The sequence below is a fragment of the Streptomyces sp. NPDC060198 genome, from assembly GCF_042728415.1.
In the GTDB taxonomy this organism is placed as follows: Bacteria; Actinomycetota; Actinomycetes; order Streptomycetales; family Streptomycetaceae; genus Streptomyces.
This window is the reverse complement of sequence record NZ_JBHWZJ010000020.1, coordinates 20,290-41,321: the sequence shown is the minus strand read 5'-3', so window position 1 is coordinate 41,321 and position 21,032 is coordinate 20,290. Positions and strand designations below refer to the sequence as shown.

The 21,032-nt window shown below is 68.2% G+C and carries 17 protein-coding genes, 1 tRNA gene and 2 pseudogenes; 9 read left to right on the top strand and 11 right to left on the bottom strand.

Features of this window, described 5'->3' with window-relative positions; genetic code table 11:
• The 3 genes and pseudogenes from ACFWEP_RS05240 to dnaK form a co-directional block, all read right to left on the bottom strand.
• A pseudogene (locus ACFWEP_RS05240) lies at positions 1 to 179 on the bottom strand (coproporphyrinogen III oxidase); the annotation flags it as partial.
• 45 nt (positions 180 to 224) lie between these two features.
• A pseudogene (grpE, locus tag ACFWEP_RS05235) lies at positions 225 to 801 on the bottom strand (nucleotide exchange factor GrpE); the annotation flags it as partial.
• A complete protein-coding gene (gene dnaK / locus ACFWEP_RS05230; protein WP_387365815.1) occupies positions 798 to 2,648 on the bottom strand; it encodes a molecular chaperone DnaK in 1,851 nt (616 codons plus the stop codon). The pseudogene grpE and the gene dnaK, both read right to left, overlap by 4 nt.
• Positions 2,649 to 3,264: 616 nt before the next feature.
• Here dnaK and ACFWEP_RS05225 point away from each other — a divergent pair.
• The 3 genes from ACFWEP_RS05225 to ACFWEP_RS05215 all read left to right on the top strand — a co-directional run bounded on the left by ACFWEP_RS05225 (position 3,265) and on the right by ACFWEP_RS05215 (position 7,402).
• On the top strand, positions 3,265 to 3,819 hold the full coding sequence (locus ACFWEP_RS05225) for a sugar transferase (protein ID WP_387365812.1): 555 nt from the start codon (positions 3,265 to 3,267) through the stop codon (positions 3,817 to 3,819).
• Between the two features lie 82 nt (positions 3,820 to 3,901).
• Complete coding sequence (locus ACFWEP_RS05220; RefSeq protein ID WP_387365809.1) at positions 3,902 to 6,157, top strand: (Fe-S)-binding protein; 2,256 nt, start codon at positions 3,902 to 3,904, stop codon at positions 6,155 to 6,157.
• Positions 6,158 to 6,421: 264 nt separating this feature from the next.
• Entirely contained in the window at positions 6,422 to 7,402 is a 981-nt protein-coding gene (locus ACFWEP_RS05215) for a Yip1 family protein (RefSeq protein WP_387365806.1), read from the top strand.
• A 97-nt stretch (positions 7,403 to 7,499) separates the two neighbouring features.
• Here ACFWEP_RS05215 and ACFWEP_RS05210 read toward each other — a convergent pair whose 3' ends face one another.
• The 3 genes from ACFWEP_RS05210 to ACFWEP_RS05200 all read right to left on the bottom strand — a co-directional run bounded on the left by ACFWEP_RS05210 (position 7,500) and on the right by ACFWEP_RS05200 (position 9,024).
• On the bottom strand, positions 7,500 to 8,003 hold the full coding sequence (locus ACFWEP_RS05210; RefSeq protein WP_387365824.1) for a phosphoribosyltransferase: 504 nt from the start codon (positions 8,001 to 8,003) through the stop codon (positions 7,500 to 7,502).
• A gap of 43 nt (positions 8,004 to 8,046) precedes the next feature.
• Positions 8,047 to 8,622 carry a dCTP deaminase gene (gene dcd, locus ACFWEP_RS05205; protein ID WP_386887743.1) on the bottom strand — a complete coding sequence of 192 codons (576 nt, stop codon included), beginning with the start codon at positions 8,620 to 8,622 and terminating at the stop codon, positions 8,047 to 8,049.
• Between the two features lie 192 nt (positions 8,623 to 8,814).
• Positions 8,815 to 9,024, bottom strand: a complete 210-nt coding sequence (locus ACFWEP_RS05200; protein WP_387365803.1) for a hypothetical protein — start codon at positions 9,022 to 9,024, stop codon at positions 8,815 to 8,817.
• 262 nt (positions 9,025 to 9,286) lie between these two features.
• Between ACFWEP_RS05200 and ACFWEP_RS05195 the strand changes: the two genes are divergently transcribed.
• Both ACFWEP_RS05195 and ACFWEP_RS05190 read left to right on the top strand, forming a co-directional pair.
• Positions 9,287 to 9,360 (top strand) — tRNA-Gly (locus ACFWEP_RS05195).
• 619 nt (positions 9,361 to 9,979) lie between these two features.
• Complete coding sequence (locus tag ACFWEP_RS05190; protein ID WP_387365800.1) at positions 9,980 to 10,819, top strand: restriction endonuclease; 840 nt, start codon at positions 9,980 to 9,982, stop codon at positions 10,817 to 10,819.
• Between the two features lie 113 nt (positions 10,820 to 10,932).
• Here ACFWEP_RS05190 and ACFWEP_RS05185 read toward each other — a convergent pair whose 3' ends face one another.
• From ACFWEP_RS05185 to ACFWEP_RS05165, 5 genes are all read right to left on the bottom strand, one after another.
• Positions 10,933 to 11,412, bottom strand: coding sequence for an ASCH domain-containing protein (locus tag ACFWEP_RS05185; protein ID WP_387365797.1), 480 nt, complete (start codon positions 11,410 to 11,412; stop codon positions 10,933 to 10,935).
• Positions 11,409 to 13,475 (bottom strand): GNAT family N-acetyltransferase, encoded by a 2,067-nt coding sequence (locus tag ACFWEP_RS05180; protein WP_387365794.1) that lies wholly within the window; start codon positions 13,473 to 13,475, stop codon positions 11,409 to 11,411. The genes ACFWEP_RS05185 and ACFWEP_RS05180 overlap by 4 nt, the downstream gene beginning before the upstream one ends.
• 367 nt (positions 13,476 to 13,842) lie before the next feature.
• Entirely contained in the window at positions 13,843 to 14,991 is a 1,149-nt protein-coding gene (locus tag ACFWEP_RS05175) for a tyrosine-type recombinase/integrase (RefSeq protein WP_387365792.1), read from the bottom strand.
• Complete coding sequence (locus ACFWEP_RS05170) at positions 14,991 to 15,209, bottom strand: helix-turn-helix domain-containing protein (protein ID WP_328720395.1); 219 nt, start codon at positions 15,207 to 15,209, stop codon at positions 14,991 to 14,993. The genes ACFWEP_RS05175 and ACFWEP_RS05170 overlap by 1 nt, the downstream gene beginning before the upstream one ends.
• A gap of 189 nt (positions 15,210 to 15,398) precedes the next feature.
• Complete coding sequence (locus ACFWEP_RS05165) at positions 15,399 to 15,884, bottom strand: helix-turn-helix domain-containing protein (protein ID WP_387365788.1); 486 nt, start codon at positions 15,882 to 15,884, stop codon at positions 15,399 to 15,401.
• A 307-nt stretch (positions 15,885 to 16,191) separates the two neighbouring features.
• Between ACFWEP_RS05165 and ACFWEP_RS05160 the strand changes: the two genes are divergently transcribed.
• From ACFWEP_RS05160 to ACFWEP_RS05145, 4 genes are all read left to right on the top strand, one after another.
• On the top strand, positions 16,192 to 17,415 hold the full coding sequence (locus tag ACFWEP_RS05160; RefSeq protein WP_387365821.1) for a DUF3631 domain-containing protein: 1,224 nt from the start codon (positions 16,192 to 16,194) through the stop codon (positions 17,413 to 17,415).
• A gap of 187 nt (positions 17,416 to 17,602) precedes the next feature.
• Positions 17,603 to 18,406: a DUF2637 domain-containing protein gene (locus tag ACFWEP_RS05155; protein WP_387365785.1), complete on the top strand. Its 804-nt coding sequence runs from the start codon at positions 17,603 to 17,605 to the stop codon at positions 18,404 to 18,406.
• A gap of 96 nt (positions 18,407 to 18,502) precedes the next feature.
• Positions 18,503 to 19,093: a MobC family plasmid mobilization relaxosome protein gene (locus tag ACFWEP_RS05150; RefSeq protein ID WP_387365782.1), complete on the top strand. Its 591-nt coding sequence runs from the start codon at positions 18,503 to 18,505 to the stop codon at positions 19,091 to 19,093.
• 4 nt (positions 19,094 to 19,097) lie between these two features.
• A complete protein-coding gene (locus ACFWEP_RS05145) occupies positions 19,098 to 20,807 on the top strand; it encodes a mobilization protein (RefSeq protein ID WP_387365779.1) in 1,710 nt (569 codons plus the stop codon).
• Positions 20,808 to 21,032 lie beyond the last annotated feature (225 nt).

Here is a 21,032-nt window from a genome sequence, read left to right as displayed (position 1 = left end):
GGCGACCCCCCGCCCGCCAGCGCCCCCGCATACGCGCCGGGGTGCTTGACGTTCCACCACCGCACGCCGCCGACGTGGCTGTGCGCGCCGGGTCCGGCGCCCCACCAGTCGGCGCCGCGCCAGTACAGCTCGTTGTGCAGACAGCGGCCGCTCTCGGAGGTGGCCCTGTTGTACACCTCCACCGCTCTCCTCGTCGTCTGCCTTCTCTTCCTTGGCCGCCGCGGGCGTGGCGCCCGGCTGCGGCTCCGCGACGGCGACCCGCGCGGGGCGGATGGTGCGCTCGCCGAAGCGGTACCCCGGCTGCAGGATCGCCACGCAGGTCGTCTCCGTGACGTCCGGCGCGTAGCTGTGCATCAGGGCTTCGTGGATCGTCGGGTCGAAGGGCTCGCCCTCCTCGCCGAACTGCTGGAGACCCAGCTTGGTGACGATCGACTCCAGGGAGTCGGCCACCGACTTGAAGCCGCCGACGAGCTCGCCGTGCTCGCGGGCCCGGCCGACGTCGTCGAGGACGGGGAGGAGCTCGGTCAGGAGGTTCGCCGAGGCGATCTCCTTGACCGTGACCCGGTCCCGCTCGACGCGGCGACGGTAGTTCTGGTACTCGGCCTGCAGCCGCTGGAGGTCCGCGGTGCGCTCGGAGAGCGCCGTGCGTACCTGGTCCAGCTGTGCGGTCAGACCTGCGGTCTGGTCAGCGTCCCCGGCCGGGGCCGCCTCCTCGGAGGCGGCCTTCGGCTCGGCGTCGTCGGAGGTGGCGCCGGAAGGGACGTCGGGCTTCTCTTCGAAGTCCGGGGTCTCCTCCGTCACACCGCACCGCCCTTGCTGTCCTTCTCGTCGTCCACGATCTCGGCGTCGACGACGTCGTCGTCGGCCGGACGGGCCTGCTCGGCACCGGGCTCACCGGCGGCCGCACCATCGGCCTGGGCGTTGGCGTACATCGCCTGGCCCAGCTTCTGGGAGACGGCCGCGACCTTCTCGGTGGCCGTACGGATCTCGGCGGTGTCCTCGCCCTTGAGCTTCTCCTTCAGCTCGCCGAGCGCGGTCTCCACCTCCGTCTTGACGTCGCCGGGGACCTTGTCCTCGTTGTCCTTGAGGAACTTCTCCGTCTGGTAGACGAGCTGCTCGCCCTGATTGCGCGTCTCGGCGGCCTCACGGCGACGGTGGTCCTCGTCGGCGTACTGCTCGGCCTCTTCGCGCATCCGGTTGACCTCGTCCTTCGGCAGCGAGGAGCCACCGGTGACGGTCATCTTCTGCTCCTTGCCGGTGCCGAGGTCCTTGGCTCCGACGTGCATGATGCCGTTGGCGTCGATGTCGAAGGTGACCTCGATCTGCGGCACGCCGCGCGGGGCCGGCGGCAGGCCCGTCAGCTCGAACATCCCGAGCTTCTTGTTGTACGCCGCGATCTCGCGCTCGCCCTGGTACACCTGGATCTGCACGGAGGGCTGGTTGTCCTCGGCGGTGGTGAAGATCTCGGACCGCTTGGTCGGGATCGTCGTGTTCCGCTCGATGAGCTTGGTCATGATGCCGCCCTTGGTCTCGATACCGAGGGACAGCGGGGTGACGTCGAGGAGCAGGACGTCCTTGACCTCACCCTTCAGGACACCGGCCTGGAGCGAGGCGCCGATGGCGACGACCTCGTCCGGGTTCACGCCCTTGTTGGCGTCCTGGCCACCGGTCAGCTCCTTGACGAGCTCGGCGACGGCCGGCATACGGGTCGAGCCACCGACGAGAACGACGTGGTCGATCTCGGAGAGCGCGATGCCCGCGTCCTTGATGACGTTGTGGAACGGGCTCTTGCACCGGTCCAGCAGGTCGGCGGTCAGCTGCTGGAACTGGGAGCGCGTGAGCTTCTCGTCCAGGTGCAGCGGGCCCTCGGCGGACGCCGTGATGTAGGGCAGGTTGATCGTGGTCTCGGTCGAGGACGAGAGCTCGATCTTCGCCTTCTCCGCGGCCTCGCGGAGACGCTGGAGAGCCATCTTGTCCTTGGACAGGTCCACACCGTGGCCGTTGGCGAACTGCTTCACCAGGTGGTCGACGACGCGCTGGTCCCAGTCGTCACCACCGAGGTGGTTGTCACCGTTGGTGGCCTTCACCTCGACGACGCCGTCACCGATCTCCAGGAGCGACACGTCGAAGGTGCCGCCACCGAGGTCGAAGACGAGGATCGTCTGGTCGTCCTTGTCGAGGCCGTACGCCAGCGCGGCGGCGGTCGGCTCGTTGACGATGCGCAGGACGTTGAGGCCCGCGATCTCACCGGCCTCCTTCGTCGCCTGACGCTCGGAGTCGTTGAAGTACGCCGGGACGGTGATGACCGCGTCGGTCACCTTCTCGCCCAGGTACGCCTCGGCGTCGCGCTTCAGCTTCTGCAGGATGAAGGCGCTCATCTGCTGCGGGTTGAAGGACTTGCCGTCGAGGTCGATCTTCCAGTCAGTGCCCATGTGGCGCTTGACGGAGCGGATGGTCCTGTCGACGTTGGTGACGGCCTGACGCTTGGCCACCTCGCCGACGAGCACCTCGCCGTTCTTCGCGAAGGCGACGACGGACGGCGTGGTCCTGGCGCCTTCGGCGTTGGTGATGACGGTGGGCTCGCCGCCTTCGAGAACGCTGACGACGGAGTTAGTCGTGCCCAGGTCGATGCCGACCGCACGTGCCATTTCGATTCCTCCTGAAGAACTACTTGAGCGGATCTGACTCAAGGATGCACGACACCCGCCGAAGAGTCAACAGACCTGAGTCATGCAGGCTCAACTTAGGTGCCGATCCCAGGCGCCAGGTAATGAATGCGCAGCTCAGAGCGGTGTTCAGCATTCCGGGCCACCGGTCGACCACCTCGCACACCCCACCCGCCACACGGTCCCGCCCGCCCCCGACCCCGGGCGCGGCTCCGAGAAGCTCTGGCGCGGCGCCTGGCACACCCCGGGCGAGACACGCGGGAAACGGCGCGCGCCACTCCCCCCGTCCCACCATCGCACCGTGGGATCGTTCTGTCACAAAATGCCGAGAGCCGGTCAAAACGCACCGGCCCGGATCCCACCGAACTCCGAAACCCGGGCGGGCGCGATGCGGAACGCGAGGCAGCGGCGCTACAGACAGAGCGGCGGCGCATGGTGGCAGTCCCTCCAGGCGGCCCGGCCGGTCCGGCCCCTGAAACCCTCACCGCACGGAAGGCCCGTACCGCCGCCCGGCGGGGTACGGGCACCGGCGCGGCTCCCCGTACGACCACCGGCACCGCCCCTGCCCCTCGACGGCGGGGCCAAACGACTGCTGGACGTGACCCTCGGCTCGGCCCTGCTGCTGCTGGCGGCTCCCGTACTGCTGGCCGCCGCACTCGCCCTCGCCGTACGGCACGGCCCCGACGCCGTGGTCGACCGGAGCACCCGGGCCGGCCTCGGCGGGCGCACCTTCGTCCTGCGGTCGCTGCGTACCCGACGGCTCCGCCTCGACGTTCTCTCCCGGCTGGTGCACGTCGTCCGCGGGGAGCTGTCACTGGTCGGCCCGGCCCCGCTCGCGCCGGACGACCCCCGACTCCTGGACGGCGGGCCGCGCCACTGGCGGCTGGAGCTGCGCCCCGGGCTGACCGGGCTGGCGCAGGTGCGCGCCCGCTCCCGGATGCCCTGGAACGAGACGGCGCTGCTCGATCTGCACTACGCCCAGGCCCTGGCGCTGAGCCGGACCCAATCCCAGCGAATCGGGCTCGACCTGGCAATTCTGGCCGAATCCGTGCACACTCCTGTGCGCGCGACCCTCCGCGGAACGGCCCGGCGGGCCAAGGGCAGCCTGAGCGACACAGATCACCGGCTACCCGGCTACAGCCCGCTGGAATAAGTGGATAGGGTCAGCACAGACTGATTAAGTTACTGCTTAGTAGTGTCAAAATCCCACCCTCGCAGGCCCGAGGAGCCCTTACATGCAACTCGCCGCGATCATCGTGTCGCTGGTGCTGACCGTGGTCGGCGTTGCGCTCATTTCCCGAGCCGTCGCGCAGATCTACCGGTTCGTCCGCCTCGGACAGCCGGTCCCCGCGGGCAGCCGCACCGACGACCCCAAGAACCGCACGATCACTCTGGCCAAGGAGTTCGTCGGCCACACCCGGATGAACCGGTGGGGCATCGTCGGCGTCGCGCACTGGTTCGTCGCCGTCGGCTTCCTGACGCTGGGTCTGACCATCGTCACGGCCTACGGACAGCTGTTCAAGGCCGACTGGGTGCTCCCGGTCCTCGGCGGCTGGCTGCCGTACGAGGCGTACACGGAGTTCATCGCACTCGCGACGACGGTGGGCATCCTCGTCCTCATCGCGATCCGCCAGCTGAACCTGCCGACCCGTCCGGGCCGCAAGTCCCGGTTCGCGGGCTCCAAGATGGGCCAGGCGTACTTCGTCGAGGCGGTCATCCTCGTCATCGGCCTCGCGATCATGACCCTGCGCGGGCTGGAAGGCGCGCTGCACCACGTGGACGGCTACGAGGCCGCGTACTTCGCCTCGTACCCGCTGGTCGCCGCGTTCAAGGGCCTGAGCCTGGGCACGCTGCAGAACCTCGTCTACCTCACCGCGATGATCAAGCTCGGCGTCACCATGGGCTGGGCGATCACCGTCGGCCTGAACACCAACATGGGTGTCGCCTGGCACCGCTTCCTCGCCTTCCCGAACATCTGGTTCAAGCGGAACGCGGACGGAGCCGTCGCGCTCGGCGAGCTCAAGCCGATGACCAGCGGCGGCAAGGAGATCGACTTCGAGGACCCGGGCGAGGACGACGTCTTCGGCGTCTCCCAGGTCGAGCAGTTCTCCTGGAAGGGCATCCTCGACTTCTCCACCTGCACCGAGTGCGGCCGCTGCCAGTCGCAGTGCCCCGCCTGGAACACCGGCAAGCCGCTCTCCCCGAAGCTGCTGATCATGTCCCTGCGCGACCACGCGCACGCCAAGGCGCCGTACCTGCTGGCCGGCGGCGGCAAGGACATGGAAGGGAAGGCGACCGAGGAGCAGCTCAAGGACGTCCCGGCCGCCGCTCTCGCCGAGGCCGAGCGCCCGCTGATCGGCACCGCCGAGGAGAACGGCGTCATCGACCCGGACGTCCTCTGGTCCTGCACCACCTGCGGTGCCTGCGTCGAGCAGTGCCCGGTCGACATCGAGCACATCGACCACATCGTCGACATGCGCCGCTACCAGGTGATGATCGAGTCCGCGTTCCCGTCCGAGGCGGGCACGATGCTCAAGAACCTGGAGAAGAAGGGCAACCCCTGGGGGCTCGCCAAGAAGCAGCGCGTCGAGTGGACCAAGGAGGTCGACTTCGAGGTCCCGATCGTCGGCAAGGACGTCGAGGACCTCACCGAGGTCGACTACCTCTACTGGGTCGGCTGCGCCGGCGCCCTGGAGGACCGGGCGAAGAAGACCACCAAGGCCTTCGCCGAGCTGCTCCACATCGCGGGCGTCAAGTTCGCGATCATGGGCGGCGACGAGAAGTGCACCGGTGACTCCGCCCGCCGCCTGGGCAACGAGCCGCTCTTCCAGCAGCTCGGCCAGGAGAACGTCGCGATGCTGAACATGGCGTTCGGCGAGGACGACGACGACGACTCGACCAAGAAGGCGAAGGCGACGAAGAAGATCGTCGCCACCTGCCCGCACTGCTTCAACACCATCGCCAACGAGTACCCGCAGCTCGGCGGCGAGTACGAGGTCATCCACCACACCCAGCTGCTCCAGCACCTGGTGGACGAGGGCAAGCTCGTCCCGGTGACCCCGGTCGAGGGCCTGATCACCTACCACGACCCCTGCTACCTGGGCCGTCACAACAAGGTCTACACACCGCCGCGCGAGATCATCCGAAGCGTTCCGGGCCTGCGGAACGAGGAGATGCACCGCCACAAGGAGCGCGGCTTCTGCTGCGGCGCCGGCGGCGCGCGGATGTGGATGGAGGAGCGGATCGGCAAGCGCATCAACAACGAGCGTGTCGACGAGGCCCTCTCCCTCAACCCGGACATCGTCTCCACCGCCTGCCCGTTCTGCCTCGTCATGCTGACCGACTCGGTCAACGGCAAGAAGAACGACGGCAAGGCCAAGGAGTCGATCCAGGTCGTAGACGTCTCCCAGCTCCTGCTGGAGTCCGTGAAGAAGCCCGTCGAGCCGGAGCCCGAGCCCCAGCCGGAGCCCGAGCCGGAACCGGCCGCGTAACGCACCACCACCCGCACAGCGAGAAGCGGTCGGACCTGCCTCGGGGGCAGGACCGGCCGCTTCTCGCGTACCGCACGCACCTCAGGCACTTCCCACACCTCTGCCACCTCAGGTACTTCACACACCTCACGCACCGGCACCCGGAATTCACCCGTACGGGGACGGCCCGTATACCCGTACGGGATGTCACAGCTCAGCCGCAAAGCCGTCCCGGTCCCCCCGCTCCCGCACCCGGCGGCCCGGGGACCAGGTACGTTCGATCACGTGGCTGGATTCAGGATCGGACGCGGCCGGGACAACCGCACCCCGCAACAACCGCAGCAAGCGCGGCAACCGCAGCAGCGGCAGCCGTACGGAGGGCAGGCACCACAGCCCCCGTACGGCGCTCAGCAGTGGCCGCAGGCAGGCGGCACCCCCGCCCCGCCGCAGTACGGCACGCCCCGCGCGGACCCGTACGGCAACGGCGGCGGCTACACCAGAGCGCCCCGCGGCAACGAGGGACGCGGACCGCAGCAGCCGGGCGGGCAGCAGCAGCCCGGCGGGCACGGTGAGCCGGAGTACTTCGGCGACCCGTACCAGGAGGCGCCGCGCCACGACCCGTACGCGAACAACCCGGGGCACACGCAGGCATTCAGCGTCGGCGAGGACCCGTACACCGCCGGCGGCACCTACCAGGCGGGCGACGCCCCGGCCCAGCCGGCCGGACCGCGCCTGGGCTGGAAGGACCTGCTGTCGGGCATCGTGCTGCGGCCGGGCGCGACGTTCTGGCAGATGCGGGACTACCCCGTCTGGGGCCCCGCCCTGATCGTCACGTTCGTCTACGGGCTGCTGGCGCTGTTCGGCTTCGACCAGGCCCGCGAAGAGGCCATCAACGCCACCATCTCCACGGCCGTCCCGTACGTCCTCTTCACCGGACTCGGTTTCGTCGTCGGCGGCCTGGTCCTCGGCGCGGTGACCCACACTCTGGCCCGCCAGCTCGGCGGCGACGGAGCATGGCAGCCCACCGTGGGCCTCTCCATGCTGATCATGTCGATCACCGACGCCCCCCGGCTGCTCTTCGCCCTCTTCCTGGGCGGCGAGAACTCGTTCGTCCAGATCGTCGGCTGGATCACCCTGCTGGCCGCCGGAGCGCTCTTCACCTCGATGGTGAGCAAGTCCCACGACCTGCCGTGGCCCAAGGCCCTGGGCGCCTCGGCGATCCAGCTGATCGGCCTGCTCTCCATCCTCAAGCTCGGCACGATCTGAGCGGCCCGGCGCCGCGTACGACTTCGTACGACCTCGTACGACGAAGGGCCCGGACGGGGGGAAACGGTCCGGGCCCTTCGTCACGCGTGGCGGCTCTTCAGGAGTCGAGAACCTGCCCCGTGCGCCGCACGACGGGCTTCTCGACGCTCCACGGGAAGTTGATCCAGCGGTCGGTCTTCTTCCACACGTACTCGCACTTCACGAGTGACTGCGGCTTCTCGTAGATCACCGCGCTGCGGACCTCGGCGACGTGGTCCAGGCAGAAGTCGCGGACCAGCTTCAGCGTTTTGCCGGTGTCGGCGACGTCGTCGGCGATCAGGACCTTCTTGCGCGTGAAGTCCACGACGTTCGGGACCGGCGCCAGCATGACCGGCATCTCCAGGGTGGTGCCCACGCCGGTGTAGAACTCCACGTTCACCAGGTGGATGTTCTTGCAGTCCAGCGCGTACGCCAGACCACCGGCCACGAACACGCCGCCCCGCGCGATGCTCAGCACCACGTCGGGCTCGAACCCGTCGTCGGCGACCGCCTGGGCGAGCTCGCGCACGGCGAGCCCGAATCCCTCGTAGGTCAGGTTCTCCCGGTCCTCCGCGGCTGCCATGCCCGTCATCTCGGCGTCCTTCGTGTCAGACCTGTCAGACCTGTCAGACCTGGGTCCGGTGGAAGTTCAGGTACGAACGCGAGGCCGTCGGGCCCCGCTGCCCCTGGTAACGGGAGCCGTACCGCTCCGAACCGTAGGGGAACTCCGACGGCGAGGTCAGCCGGAACATGCACAACTGCCCGATCTTCATCCCCGGCCACAGCTTTATCGGCAGCGTCGCCAGGTTCGACAGCTCCAGCGTCACGTGCCCCGAGAACCCGGGGTCGATGAACCCGGCCGTGGAGTGCGTCACGAGCCCGAGCCGCCCGAGCGAGCTCTTGCCCTCCAGCCGCGAGGCCAGGTCGTCCGGCAGCGTGATGACCTCGTACGTCGACGCGAGCACGAACTCACCGGGGTGCAGGATGAACGGCTCGTCCCCCTCCGGCTCGACCGTCCGGGTCAGGTCGGGCTGCTCGACCGCGGGGTCGATGTGGGGGTAGCGGTGGTTCTCGAACACCCGGAAGTAGCGGTCCAGCCGCACATCGATGCTCGAAGGCTGAACCATCGACGGATCGAACGGGTCGATGACGACCCGCCCGCTGTCGATCTCGTTCCGGAGGTCTTTGTCAGAGAGAAGCACGATCCGAGGATACGCAGAACGCGCGAGCCCGCCCCAACCGGACCACACCCGCGCGCCTGCCCCCACCACCGACGACAGCCCCCGCCCGCCCCGGGTCTCTTCCCGGATCCCTTCCCGGGTACCCCCGGGTACCGCCTCACCGGCTACCGCTTTTGCCGGCTGGCGCTCCCGGGGACCGGTACGCCTTGCGGGCTACCGCTTCGCCGGCACCACCGGAACCGAGCTGCGCAGCCGCGCGCACCGCGGGCACCGGATCAGCCGCCCGGGACCGATCCGGTCCGACCCGAGCTGCTGCATCGGGAACGTCGACGTGGCGAACACGTGCCCCTCCGCGCAACGGACGACCGTGCGCTCCACCGACTCCGCAACCTTGAGCGACTCCACTGCCTTCAACGACTCCATCAAGTCCCTTCCCCAACCAGCTGGCCTCGAACGAGAAAGCCACACATTAGGGGATGAACAGGACCCACTCCACACGCCGCTCCGCTCCAACCTACGCCCCAACTCCCGCCCACCGCACACCCGTCAACCCCACGCCCCCGCCCCACCCACCCCACACCCCGACAAGCCCCCCGAAACACCGAAAGGACCCGCGACGGATTCGTCGGGGCCCTGCCATGAGGTACAGTGTGCGAGCATGCACAGCCGATCATCGGCGCGCATTGCGGGTGTAGTTTAATGGTAGAACATGAGCTTCCCAAGCTCAGAGCGCGAGTTCGATTCTCGTCACCCGCTCCACGAAGAAGGCCCAGGTCAATGACCGGGGCCTTTCTTGTTGTCTAGACCACTTGGTGGGTGACGTGCCCTCCGCGTGCCCCACCTTGCGCGGGTGCGCAGCCCAGAGGGCGCGCGACGCACTACGTGGGTCGACTCCCCACACTCCCATCCCAAAGCACGAGACGCACGCCGGGTGATCCGCGACACACATAAGCGTGGGGCGACAAGTTCACATCCACCAAGGACGGGTCGGGCTCACCTGTAGACCTACCGCCTGGGCAGCCCGCCAGTGGCGCAAATTAAACACTTACGGCAATCGTTGCGTGACGCATTGTCAGTGTCGAGTGTTTTCATGGGGCCGTCGTGCAAGGAGACATGGCTCAACTGGATGGGATACGGCCGTGCCCGTGATTGAGCAGTACGTGAAGCCGGACAGAACCCTGGTGAGGAGGCGTGCCCATCTTCCAGTCGGCGCCCGCCGGAAGACTCCCATCCTGGGAGCGGTCGCATCCGAGGTGTCCGTTCTTGGCGACGGCAGCACCGTCACTGCAGTCGCCGATACGCATTCGAGGCAGTTCCGGTTACCGCGGCAGCAATCACAGCAGCAACCGACGGGGGTCTACATGAGCAAGCCGCCCGAATGGGACAAGTCTGCCGTGCGGCCAACACCAACTGTCTCGTGTCCGATCGTCCTTCCCAGCCCAGGGAGTGGGCGATGATCCGCCGTCCGGTCCGGCGTCGCCGGAGCAGTCGCCCCCGCAAACAGAAGGGATCCGATCTTCATTTTCTGCTGATGATCGGCCTGGTCGGTGCGGTGACGTCCAGCCTCATCGCGTCGGTGGCGTCTTGGGTGGCCGAGCACCCATGGGTCTTCGCACTTCCGGTCATCGTGGCAGCGGGTATGGGTACCGTCGCTGTGTACCTGCATAGGAAAGAGGCCCGCCGAGATGCCATCCGAGCACAGGAGCTCCGATACTCGGCAGAGCATTTGGATGGCCTGCACTACACCCAGTTCGAATACGCCGTAAGAGACTTGATGTACCGAGATGGCTGTCGAGACGCACAGCAAGTTGGTAGGGGCGGCGACCAGGGAGCTGACGTAAAGGCCACCGATCCTCACGGCCGCCGCTGGGTGATCCAGTGCAAGCATCGCAAAGACGGCGTGCGGGGATCAGCGGTCGGCTCGCCCGACCTTTTCGCCCTCAACGGCACAGGCCGCCAAGTACACGGCGGTGACGTCGTGGTCATGCTCACCAACGGCCGCTTCTCCAAGCCTGCTCTGGAGTTCGCCGACTCCCAGGGCCTCCACCTCGTGGACTGCCATCTCCTCGCCCAGTGGGCCACCGGTTCTCGTCCGCTGTGGGAGCTACTCGGATCTGTACCGCCTCCCCGCAAGTCCCCCTTGCTCTCTTGGCGCCTGCGTACGAGGAACACCCGGAGCGTAGGCAGCGTCAGGGTTACGCGTACGGGCGCGCAGTAGATCACCAAGCGGGCCCGCCGGGTGAGCGGGGGAAGCTGGCCACTCTGCATTCGACAAGCCTGCCCGCAAGGCGGAACGTCGTCGAGCGGTGCTTCACTCGGCTGAGACGATTCTTAGACGTGAACCGCAACTGGCAGTACTCGGCGAAGCGCACTCCCCACGGCAGGGCCGGCCTCTGATACCTGCAGTAGGTCAGCGCTGCTCAGATAGCGGTAGCTCTGCGGCGGGTGAAAAGTTCCCGCCGCCCGCAGCGCGCTGAGCGGCACCGGATCGTCGAAGGAAACGGGGTCCTCCAAGGTCAGCCCACTCGCCTGGACGGCCCCGTCCATGTAGACGTCGTACTCGCGTCGGGTGATTCCCGTCTGGGCGCGATGCGCCGACCAGACCTCCTTGGGCGAGGCCACATGAATCGAAGAGATACGCGCCATGCCCACCAGGGCCATGGTGGGCGCGGTCGCGTAGAGCAGGACTGGCGTTCCGGGAGGCGCGGCAACGCGTTGGCGGCGGACCTCCACCGTCTTGCTGCCCGCCAGAATCGCGTTGGCGAAGCGCGGGTGGACGGACAGCAGCATCGCGCGTTCCGGATCGCTCACGTCGTTCGGTGCCCCTCTTGGTAAACAGCCTGGAACAGCTCGCCGCTGATCTTGGACAGCGAGATCAACGAGCCGGGCGACCACGGTATCCCTCGCCCCCTGGCCAGCGAGGTCAATCGTCGCAGCGTCACCGGCTTCGGGAAGATCTCGGTATCTGAGAACCGCAGCGCCATGGCGCGGCCGGAGGCGTCAGCAGCCTCTCGGACCTCCGCCTGACCATATACGCCCAGGTGTTCGAATTTCGAGAAGAGGGTGTCAGGTGTGTCGATCAGTACCTCGTCTAGTCGCGAACTGCCCACCACCATCTGGCCTTCGCTTGGCGAGCTGCCCTCGCTGACGTACCAGAGCAGCCGAGCGGGGACACTCTCCCCGCGGCGCCCCGAAGAGCGGTAGTACACATGCTCTCTGCTGATGCCGAGGCTCTCACTCCGCGGAATGAGCATGGCGGGGACGTTGAAGAGCTCGGTCGACCAGCGCGGCTTGATTGGGACCAGGAAGGACGGCAGCTCAGAGTCGATCACCTTCGCCGGCCACCACGCCCGCTCCACCACGGAGGCCAACTCGGCTGGGATGCCGGGCTGGAGTGTGGCGGTGTCCACACCCAGTTCGCGAGCAAGGCCGCCTGCCACCGTCCCTACCTCTGCGGCCGTGCCACAGACATCCACAACGAGAGCGGCGAGTTCACCTCTACGTTCAAAGAATCCATCGTCGCCAGCTGCGGACTTCGCTGCTTCCGACGGATGCGGATCACTGACGCGAACAATCTCGGCCCCGCTGTCTCGACCGAGACGCTTGAGCAGGAAGAGAAGCTGGCGGGCCAGTGTCTCCTCCAGCGGATGAGTGGCCGTGCGGAGTATGGGGACAACGAGGGTCCGTCCGTCCAACGCCCACGCGTACAGGGCTACAGGGTGTCCCTGGCCATCGCGGAGCAGCTCGCGACGCCATGCGACCGTGCCCTGGTCCAAGGCGCGCAGGCGCTCGGCAAAGGCAGAGCCGTCGTCGCCACCTGTCTGATTGAAGAAGGCGACCAGTTCCTCCTCCCCTCCTGGTGCCACCTCGCCGGAACGGAACTCGGTCCCCATCAGGTCGGCCGGACGGTACATCTGGGCCTGCCGCAGCTCGTCCACGTGCAGCGTCACAGTGGAAGGTGAGACGACACGGACGCGAGCAACCTCCCAGGCCACATCGGCCAGGCGGTTCAGCAAAGTGTCTCGGGTTGCGAGAACTTGCAGGCCAGCGCAGGAGGTTTCGGCCACATACCTCAGCCGAAGGCGAACCCCAGAGTCCACGGTCAGTTCGGGGACGGCCTGAGCTGCGGCTTGGAGCAACTCACGGCTTCGTGTATCTACAGCCGCCGATGCTGGAGAGAGCTTGCGAAGGCCGGACAGAGCCGCCTGCTGGTGTTGACGCTCCGCCGTGATCGTGAGGTCCCGGATCTGGTGGACCAGCTGAGGTGTGTAGGCAAGCTCTATGAGGTCCGCCATCCAGCCCGCTTCCAGTGCGCGGGACTCCTCTGCATCAGCTGAGTCCGTAAGACCACGCAGATCAGCGAATACGCCATGGTCAACCGTCACCACCAAGAGCGCGTCGCTCTCCATCTCCGTGAACAGGTCCGGATGGCCGAGGTCCAGCCACCAACCGTCCAAGATCTCGCCGTCACGGCCACGTCCTCGGACCTCGCCGTCCGGTACGAAGCCGAGACTCCGCCACATCCCACTCAGGTTGTAGTCACGTCGGCACTTGGCCTTGATCCCGAGCCGTTGCGGATACCTTCCCCTGATGCCTTCCACCAGCTGCCGGCCTATGCCTCGGCCGCGGTGCTCTTCCGCTACGCATAGGTGCGCGAGTCGAATTCGCGCGCTTCTCTTTGGCAGTCCGAACAGCGCGTAGCCGATGACCTCGACGCCTTCAACGGCGGCCAGAAGGCCGCCGTCCTCCGCCGCTTTGCGGTAGGCAGGGGGCTTGAGAAGCCCCAGTGTCCTGGTATAGCGATCACCCAGGGCAATCGCCCTTTTGATCAGCTCATCCTGCGCGGGCGAAACGGAAACCAACTTAATCGCCACTGCTCCCCCTCCGGCTGGGCCGGGCACGACCGACCGCAACTCCCCTGTCACAACATCCAAGGAAAGGTGATCTCAGCCAGCTCGTGTATTCAAGGGGGCACGAGGGGCGCACGGTGCTGTGGGACCTTCAGCACCCGCGTGGCGATCGACGTCGGCCTGATCAGGAAAGCCGCTGGATGGCCCGGATCCCTAGAAGCGAAAGCCAACGGCAGCCCACCTGCGCTGGTCGAGACCGCGCTCGGTGCGGAAATCCCCGATGGGCCCCGCCCTCCGGGGCGGCACAGGCATTGACCGCAAGTCAGTGGACTACTTCTTGGGACGCCCGCTGCGGGGCATGTAGCGGATGCCACACGCCCCGTCCGTGGCTTTAGGTTTCGCGCGCCCCCGGCTGGGCGACCGCCCTCTGGCGGGCAGCTCGCACCCTGGCGTCGATGCCACCAGCCACCTCCCGCTGCCGCTCCCCATCGGAGTGCTGGTAGATCAGCGCCGCCTTCTCCGAGGACTGTCCGGCGCGGACCATCGTGTCCTTGAGCGTGGCACCCGACTGGGTGGACAGGGTGTGGCCAGTGTGGCGGAGGTCGTAGAAGCGGAAGCCCTCCTCCAGGCCGACCAGGGCGCGGGCCCTGCGCCACTTGCGGCCGAAGGTGGACCGACGGAAAGGGGCGCCCTTCTCCCCGACGAAGAGGAGTCCGCCGGATTCCTTCTGGGCGTACCAGTCGAGGTGGCGCTTCACCTCGACGTACAGGAAGGCTGGAAGGAAGACGGTTCGCCTTCCGGCGGCCGACTTCGTGTCGCCTTCGACGCGGCGGCCGGTGGTCAGTTCGGGAGCGGCGTCACGGATCTTCACCGCGAGCGGTTCGAGGGTGACGTCGGACCGCCGAAGGGCGGCCTGCTCCTCCGGTCGCATCGGCCCGTAGGCACCGAAGTAGACCATCAGCCGCCACCTCGGCCCCATGGCGTCGGCGAGCGCGTCGACCTGTTCGACGGTGGCCGTAGGCCGTTCTCGGGCCCGCTCACTGCCAGCGCCCCTGATCCGGCACGGATTGCGGCGGATCAGCTCGTCGTCGGCCGCCGTCTCCATGATGGCCTTGAGGAGGCGGTAGGACTTGGCGACGGTTGTCGCGCCGGTCGCCTCCAGCCGCTCGGCCCGCCAGGTGCGCACGCGTGGCGGCGTGATGGCATCCAGGTTCACCGTGGCGAACTCGGGCAGCAGGTGCAGCCGCAGGAGCCTTCGGTACAACTCCTCCGTGGTGGCGGAGAGTCCACGCTCCTTGACCCACTTCATCGCGTACGTCTCGAAGTCGACCGCTCCGGCATCGGGGTCCACCCAGTGCTTGCGCTCGATGTCCGCCTGCGTGAGCGTGAGCCAGGTCTGGGCGTCGGTTCGCGTCTCGAAGGTCTCCGGCGCGGTGCGTCGACTCCCGTCCGGAGCCCAGTATCGCGCCTGCCAGCGCCCGGAGGGGAGTTGACGGACGGTGCCGAATTCACGCCGCCGCTGCGGCTTGCGGGCCGCCATCAGACAGCCTTCCCGAAGCGGGAGCGCGCGTTGCTGATGGTCGGAACGGTGCGTTCCTCGATGTACGCGGCGAGGGCGCTCTCGGGTATCCGTACGGGCTTGCCGAGTTTGACGTAGCGAATGCGGCGCTCCTGAATGAGGCGCCGGATGAAGCGCACGCCGGTGCCGAGGCGGTCGGCGGCCTGCTCCACGGTCAGGAGGGCGTCGGTGGTGGTCACCTCCCCCTGCGGTCGCGGGCGCTGAACGGGGGCGTGCGGTATCGCCGAAGGGCGCAAGTGAGTGCTCCGGTTCCGGCCGGCGGATGGGGCGGCAACCCCGCGCCTGGCCTCGTGTCGTTCAGGGATGGGATGGGCGGTACAGCCGCAGTGGGGGTTTGCGTTCCCACTGCGACGGGTGGAGCGGGCCATCTAGGCGTCGAAGGTGGGCCCGTACTCCTCGTTGGCTTTCGCCATCTCGACGGCGATGGCGTTGGAGACCATCACGTCGGCTTCGTTGCGGATGTCCGGGTGCGTGGCCAGGTAGGCGTCGAGTTGGTCCCGGGCCTTCCGGGCCTCGTGGTTGGCACGGTGGGAGGCTCTGTAGGCCGCGACGACGTTATCGATCAGCTCCATGGCCCGGCCCATGGTCGCCAGACTGGGCGGCCCGACGAAGTTGGTGAGCGGGACGCCGAACACTTCGGCGAACCCGATGGCCTCGTCGAGGTTGATGCGACGCTTGCGGTTCTCGATGCGCCAGACCGCGGACGGGTTCATGTCGAAGCCGGCCTCGTTCAAGCGTTCCGACAGTGTGGTCGTGCTCCAGCCGCGCTTCCCGCGTTCGAGCTTGACCCGCACGGCGGCGTTGTTCTCGCTGCTGAGGAGAACCCCCTCGGAGGGTTCCTCGTCATCCGCCATCGTCCCTCCTCCCGTTCACTGCGTGCGCCGCCGGTTGTGCGGCATGGAACAAGATTAGCATCCACTCTGCCGATCGCATAGTGCTATGCGATCGGCAGAGTCCGTGGTACCGTGGAACACCTCAGCGAACCGCACCGATCCGCTGAGGCATGCCTTCAACCAGCCCCAACGCACAAAAAGCCCCCCGGTGAACCAACACCGAGGGGCTCAAAGCGCAAACCTCACGCCGCCCATCCCTGAACGACTGACCTGCGAGGCCGGGATTGCCGTCCCATTGGCCCGCAAGCAGAGGAGCTTCATGTCCAGTATGGACGATCCCGCCTCGGGCACGCCATCCCTTCCGACCAACGCAGTCGCGTGGCCTCCAGTAGCCGTGCCCGGCCGCCCCACCACGCCCGCGCCGCCCGCAGCCGAGCCCGATCCCGCCCCGGCTTCCGAGGGCGAGGCGGTGCTGGTGGACCTGCGGGAGCAGATTCGCCGCTACGTCGTTCTGCCGAGCGAGGAAGCCTTCACGGCTGTGTCGCTGTGGGTCGCGGCGACGCATCTCCAGACCGCGTGGCAGCACGCTCCGCGCCTGGCTGTCGTGGGTCCGGCCAAGCGATGCGGCAAGTCGAGGCTGCTCGACGTGATCACCGAGAGCGTCCACAATCCGCTGATCACGGTGAACGCCTCGGCAGCCGCAGTGTTCCGGTCGATCACCGACACCCCGCCCACCCTGCTGGTCGACGAGGCCGACACGCTCTTCGGGTCCGCGAAGGTCGCGGAGAAGAACGAGGAGATGCGCGGCCTGCTCAACGCGGGGCACCAGCGCAACCGCCCGACCCTCCGGGTCTCCGGGCCCAATCACGAGGTCGCGAAGTTCCCGACCTTCGCCATGGCGGCCCTCGCGGGCATCGGCGACCTGCCCGACACGATCATGGACCGGTCGATCGTCATCCGGATGCGCCGCCGCAGGCCGGGCGAGAAGGTGGCGGAGTTCCGTACCTTCCGCGACACCCCGCCCCTCCACGAGGTACGCGACCGCCTCGCCGCCTGGCTGGCCCCGCTCCACGCGGACGCGATGGAGCTGACACCGGCCATGCCGGTCGAGGACCGCGCCGCCGACACCTGGCAGCCGCTGGTCTCCGTCGCCGACCTCGCGGGCGGCCGGTGGCCTCAGCTCGTCCGTACCGCATGCCAGATCATGGCGAAGCAGGAAGCCGAGCAGGACCAGGACCGCAGCAGCCTGAGCATCCGCCTCCTGGCCGACGTCCGCCGCGCCTTCGCCACCGAAGGCAACCCTCCGGCACTCCGTACCGGCCGTCTCCTCGATGTCCTCAACAGCGACGACGAGACACCCTGGCCGGAGTACACGGCCAACGGCCTGACCCCACGGGGTTTGCAGCTCCTTCTCAAGGAGTACGGCATCAGTTCGGCCACCCGCCGCTTCCACGGCAACGTCCAGGCAAAGGGCTTCGCCCGCCAGCAGTTCGCCGACTCCTGGGCGCGGTACTGCCCCGAGCCCGCGCCGGAAGCCACGGCCGGCGCCTGACCCGGCACGACCCGTCGCGACTCGTCCCCGGGCAGGTCAGCGCGGTGACGAGTCGCGGGCCGACGACGAGTCGACTCGACATCATCGCCCGACCCGTACCAGACCTGAACAGGCACGGGACGAGTTGCGACGGGTCTCCCACCCCCAGAGAGCCACCTCAGCCACACCTTGTACCTGGAGCACCACCTTGTCCTCCCCCACCGCTTCGGCAGCCTCGTCCGCGGCCCCGCCGCCGCTGGCCGCCGCGATCCGCACGGGCGTGGCACTGCTCGCCGTGGCAGCCTTCGCGCTCTCCTACGACGCCCTGCGCCAGATGGCCGCCGCGAGCCACATTCACCGCGCGCTCACCTACGCCTTTCCCCTCGTGATCGACGGGTTCATCGCCATCGGAATCGGCGCCCTGCTCGTCCTGCGGACAGCACCTCTGTCCGCCCGCCTGTACGTCTCCGCGCTGGTCGGTGTCGCCACCGCCACGAGCATCTGGGCCAACGTCCTGCACGCCGTCCGCCTCAACCAGCAGGACCGCACCGCCACGCTCGCCCTCGACGACGTCACCGTCGGGGTGATGTCCGCCATCGCTCCACTCGCCTTGGCCGGAGCCGTTCACTTCTATCTCCTCGTGGCCCGTCGTCCCGCCACCCCCGACCGCCACAACCCCGGCAACCGCCACAACTCCGCCGAGCACCAAGCTCCCAGCAACCCGGCACAGGCACCGACTGCCGAGGACACGCCGAAACCGGTCGCGGAGAAGGCAACAGAGGCCGCCACACCGCGCCCCGGGAAGCCACAAAACAACGGATCGAGCATCTCCCTGGAACAGGCCCTCGCAATCGGCCGCGCCGCTCCCCTCGGACGAGCCGACCGCGTCTCGCGCCGCAACGTTGAAAGGGAGATCCGGGACCAGAACTTCAGCATCTCCCGGAGCCGCCTCGACCAGGTCAAGGACCTCCTCCAGACCGAACGCGACGAGGCCACACCCAAGACCGGCTGAGCCCCGTCACTGCCCGCATCCACCAGCCCGGCCCGCCTCTCCCCTGCCCGCCTCGGGACAGGCGGGCCCCCTCACCAACCCCAGCAGGAGCCACGCATGCACATCCACGACCTCGACCACGAACCTTCGACATCTCAGCAGCAGATGCAGTCCACCCCGGCCACAGGCGCAGCAAGTTGTCGGGTAAGGAGTCCTTACCCGGCCTCCGCCCCAGGGGAGGCGGAGGCATCCGTCGCCGCGAAGGCGCCGGAGGCTGCCGGCCCGGGGGAGCCGACTCGGGAGGTGGCCGCACAGTCTCCGACACCCCGCCGCCGCCTTCGCGAACCCACGCAGCGCGAGAAGCGGACCCACCCCCGCTACAGCGATGACGAGTTCGCTCTCCTCGTGTCAGCCGCCCGCCTCAGCCGTATGGCAGTCGGCGGCTATGTCGCCGAGAGCTCACTCGCCGCTGCCCGCTCCGACGACCCGACCACCGCGGTCGCCGACTACCGCGCCATGGTCAAGGCGCTGATGGCAGCCAACGGGCAGCTTGCCAAGATCGGCAACAACCTCAACCAGCTCACCCGCCACCTCAACCAGGACGCCTCATGGCCCGACGCGGAAATGGTGTGGCGGCTGTTGCGCCACATCGAGGCGTCCATCGCCGACGTGGACATGGCGGTCGCCCAGGTGACCAACGGACGGTGAGCCCATGATCCCAAAGATCATCTTGGGTAAGGGCGACCGCGCCACACGGCGCCTCATCGGCTACCTCTACGGACCGGGCCGCGCCAACGAGCACACGGACCCTCACCTTGTGGCGTCCTGGAACGGCTTTGCCCCCGACCCCGGCCGTAGCCCCCACCGCACCCCGAAGACCGTCGAGGACCAGCTCGCCGCGCAGCTCGATCAGCCCGTGCACATGCTCGGCGACGGGGCGCCGACCACCACGGTGTGGCACTGCCCGGTCCGGGCAGCGCCCGAGGATCCGATCCTGAGCGACGACCAGTGGGCGGACATCGCCCGACGGATCGTGGCAGCTGCCGGCATCGCTCCCGAAGGTGACGAGGAAGCCTGCCGCTGGGTGGCTGTCCGCCACGCCGACGACCACATTCACATCGCCTCGACCCTCGTACGCCAAGACGGCCGCCGCCCCCGCCGCGACCACGACATCCGCGCCGTCCAACGCGAAGCCCGCAAGATCGAAGCCGACCTCGGCCTGCGCCGCCTCAACGCCGGCGACGGCACCGCCGCCAAACGCCCCACCAGCAGGGAACACTTCAAGGCCAAGCGCCAGGGCCAGGACACCACGACCCGCGAGATCCTGCGCATGCGCGTGCGGCAAGCGGTGTCCGCCGCCTCCAGCGAGGCGGAGTTCTTCGCCCTGTTGGACGTGACCGGGGTGAACGTGCGCCCCAAGACCGGGCCCTCCGGCGACATCCTCGGCTACAGCGTTTCCCTGCCCGGCGACCTCAACAAGCACGGCGAGCCGGTCTGGTTCTCCGGCTCCACCCTCGCAGGCGATCTCTCCCTGCCCAAGATCCGCCACCGCATCACCAACACCGGCCCCGAACTGGTCACCGCCCGGCCGGCCGACCACTGGCACCAGGCCGCCGCCGCCACCGAACGCATCCCTCACCACCTCACCCACAGCGGCGACGACACCGCGCAAGGCCAGCTCGTCGCCCTCGGCGGAGCCCTCGACCTGCTGCCACTCATCGCACCGGCCACGGTGAGGACCGAACTCGAACGGGCCGCCGCCCTCTTCGAGCGGGCCACCCGCTCCCGTATCGCTGCCGACCTGGACAGCGCCCGCGTCCTGCGCAACAGCATCCAGACGATCCTGCGCACTCCAGCCGCCGCACGAGATGGGGCAGGGCTGGTGATGCTGCTGGACGCCGCCCTGATCGCGGTGGCGTTCGCGAGGCACTGGCACCGCACGCACCAGCACAGCCAGCAGGAGGCAGCTGCCCAGCAGGCCCTCGTCCAGCTCCAGACCGCGTACGCCCGCGTCGCCGTCCCGGTTCTGGATGATCTTGCTCGCCGCGCCCCCAGCGACCAGACTCAACAGCGTTACGCCCGCCACCTCCGGCAGGTCGCCCCCGATCACGCCGAACTCATCCTCCAGGACCCCGCCTGGGACGCCCTCGCTACGGTGCTCGCCGACGCGGAAGCAGCTGGCCACAACCCGACCATCGTGCTCGACCGGGCCCTCGGCCAACGTGCCCTCGACGACTCCCGCAACCCCGCCCGCACCCTGACCTGGCGCGTTCACCGCCTCGGCCAACGCCACACACCTGGGCTCCGCGCCCAGGCAGCCATGGCCCGCAGCACCACCCGGGTCCCCACCGTCACGAGCCGTCCGGCCGCAGCCACACCGGCCGCCTCGCAGCAACAGCCGCCACACAAGCGACGGCGTTGATCAGCCAGCTTGTTCCGAGACGGAACAAGGCGCATCCCGTTCATTCAGTGAACGGCGGTCGTGTTCACTCGGAGAACGGTCGCTGGTTCACTGAGTGAACACAGCGACCTCCAGGGTTGAGGGACCCAGCCCTGCACCGCCAGCCCGGAAACCCAGCGGGTTAAGCGTGCGCAGCGCACTACGCGGAGAACTCCGGGGCCGACGACACTCCGGTCCATCCAAACA

Excerpts from the sequence above, each read along its gene's own strand:
- dnaK (WP_387365815.1), bottom strand. The coding sequence starts at position 2,648 with ATGGCACGTGCGGTCGGCATCGACCTGGGCACGACTAACTCCGTCGTC.
- ACFWEP_RS05220 (WP_387365809.1), top strand. The coding sequence starts at position 3,902 with ATGCAACTCGCCGCGATCATCGTGTCGCTGGTGCTGACCGTGGTCGGC.
- ACFWEP_RS05210 (WP_387365824.1), bottom strand. The coding sequence starts at position 8,003 with ATGGCAGCCGCGGAGGACCGGGAGAACCTGACCTACGAGGGATTCGGG.
- ACFWEP_RS05200 (WP_387365803.1), bottom strand. The coding sequence starts at position 9,024 with ATGGAGTCGTTGAAGGCAGTGGAGTCGCTCAAGGTTGCGGAGTCGGTG.
- ACFWEP_RS05190 (WP_387365800.1), top strand. The coding sequence starts at position 9,980 with ATGGGACAAGTCTGCCGTGCGGCCAACACCAACTGTCTCGTGTCCGAT.
- ACFWEP_RS05175 (WP_387365792.1), bottom strand. The coding sequence starts at position 14,991 with ATGGCGGCCCGCAAGCCGCAGCGGCGGCGTGAATTCGGCACCGTCCGT.
- ACFWEP_RS05165 (WP_387365788.1), bottom strand. The coding sequence starts at position 15,884 with ATGGCGGATGACGAGGAACCCTCCGAGGGGGTTCTCCTCAGCAGCGAG.
- ACFWEP_RS05160 (WP_387365821.1), top strand. The coding sequence starts at position 16,192 with ATGGACGATCCCGCCTCGGGCACGCCATCCCTTCCGACCAACGCAGTC.
- ACFWEP_RS05150 (WP_387365782.1), top strand. The coding sequence starts at position 18,503 with ATGCACATCCACGACCTCGACCACGAACCTTCGACATCTCAGCAGCAG.
- ACFWEP_RS05145 (WP_387365779.1), top strand. The coding sequence starts at position 19,098 with ATGATCCCAAAGATCATCTTGGGTAAGGGCGACCGCGCCACACGGCGC.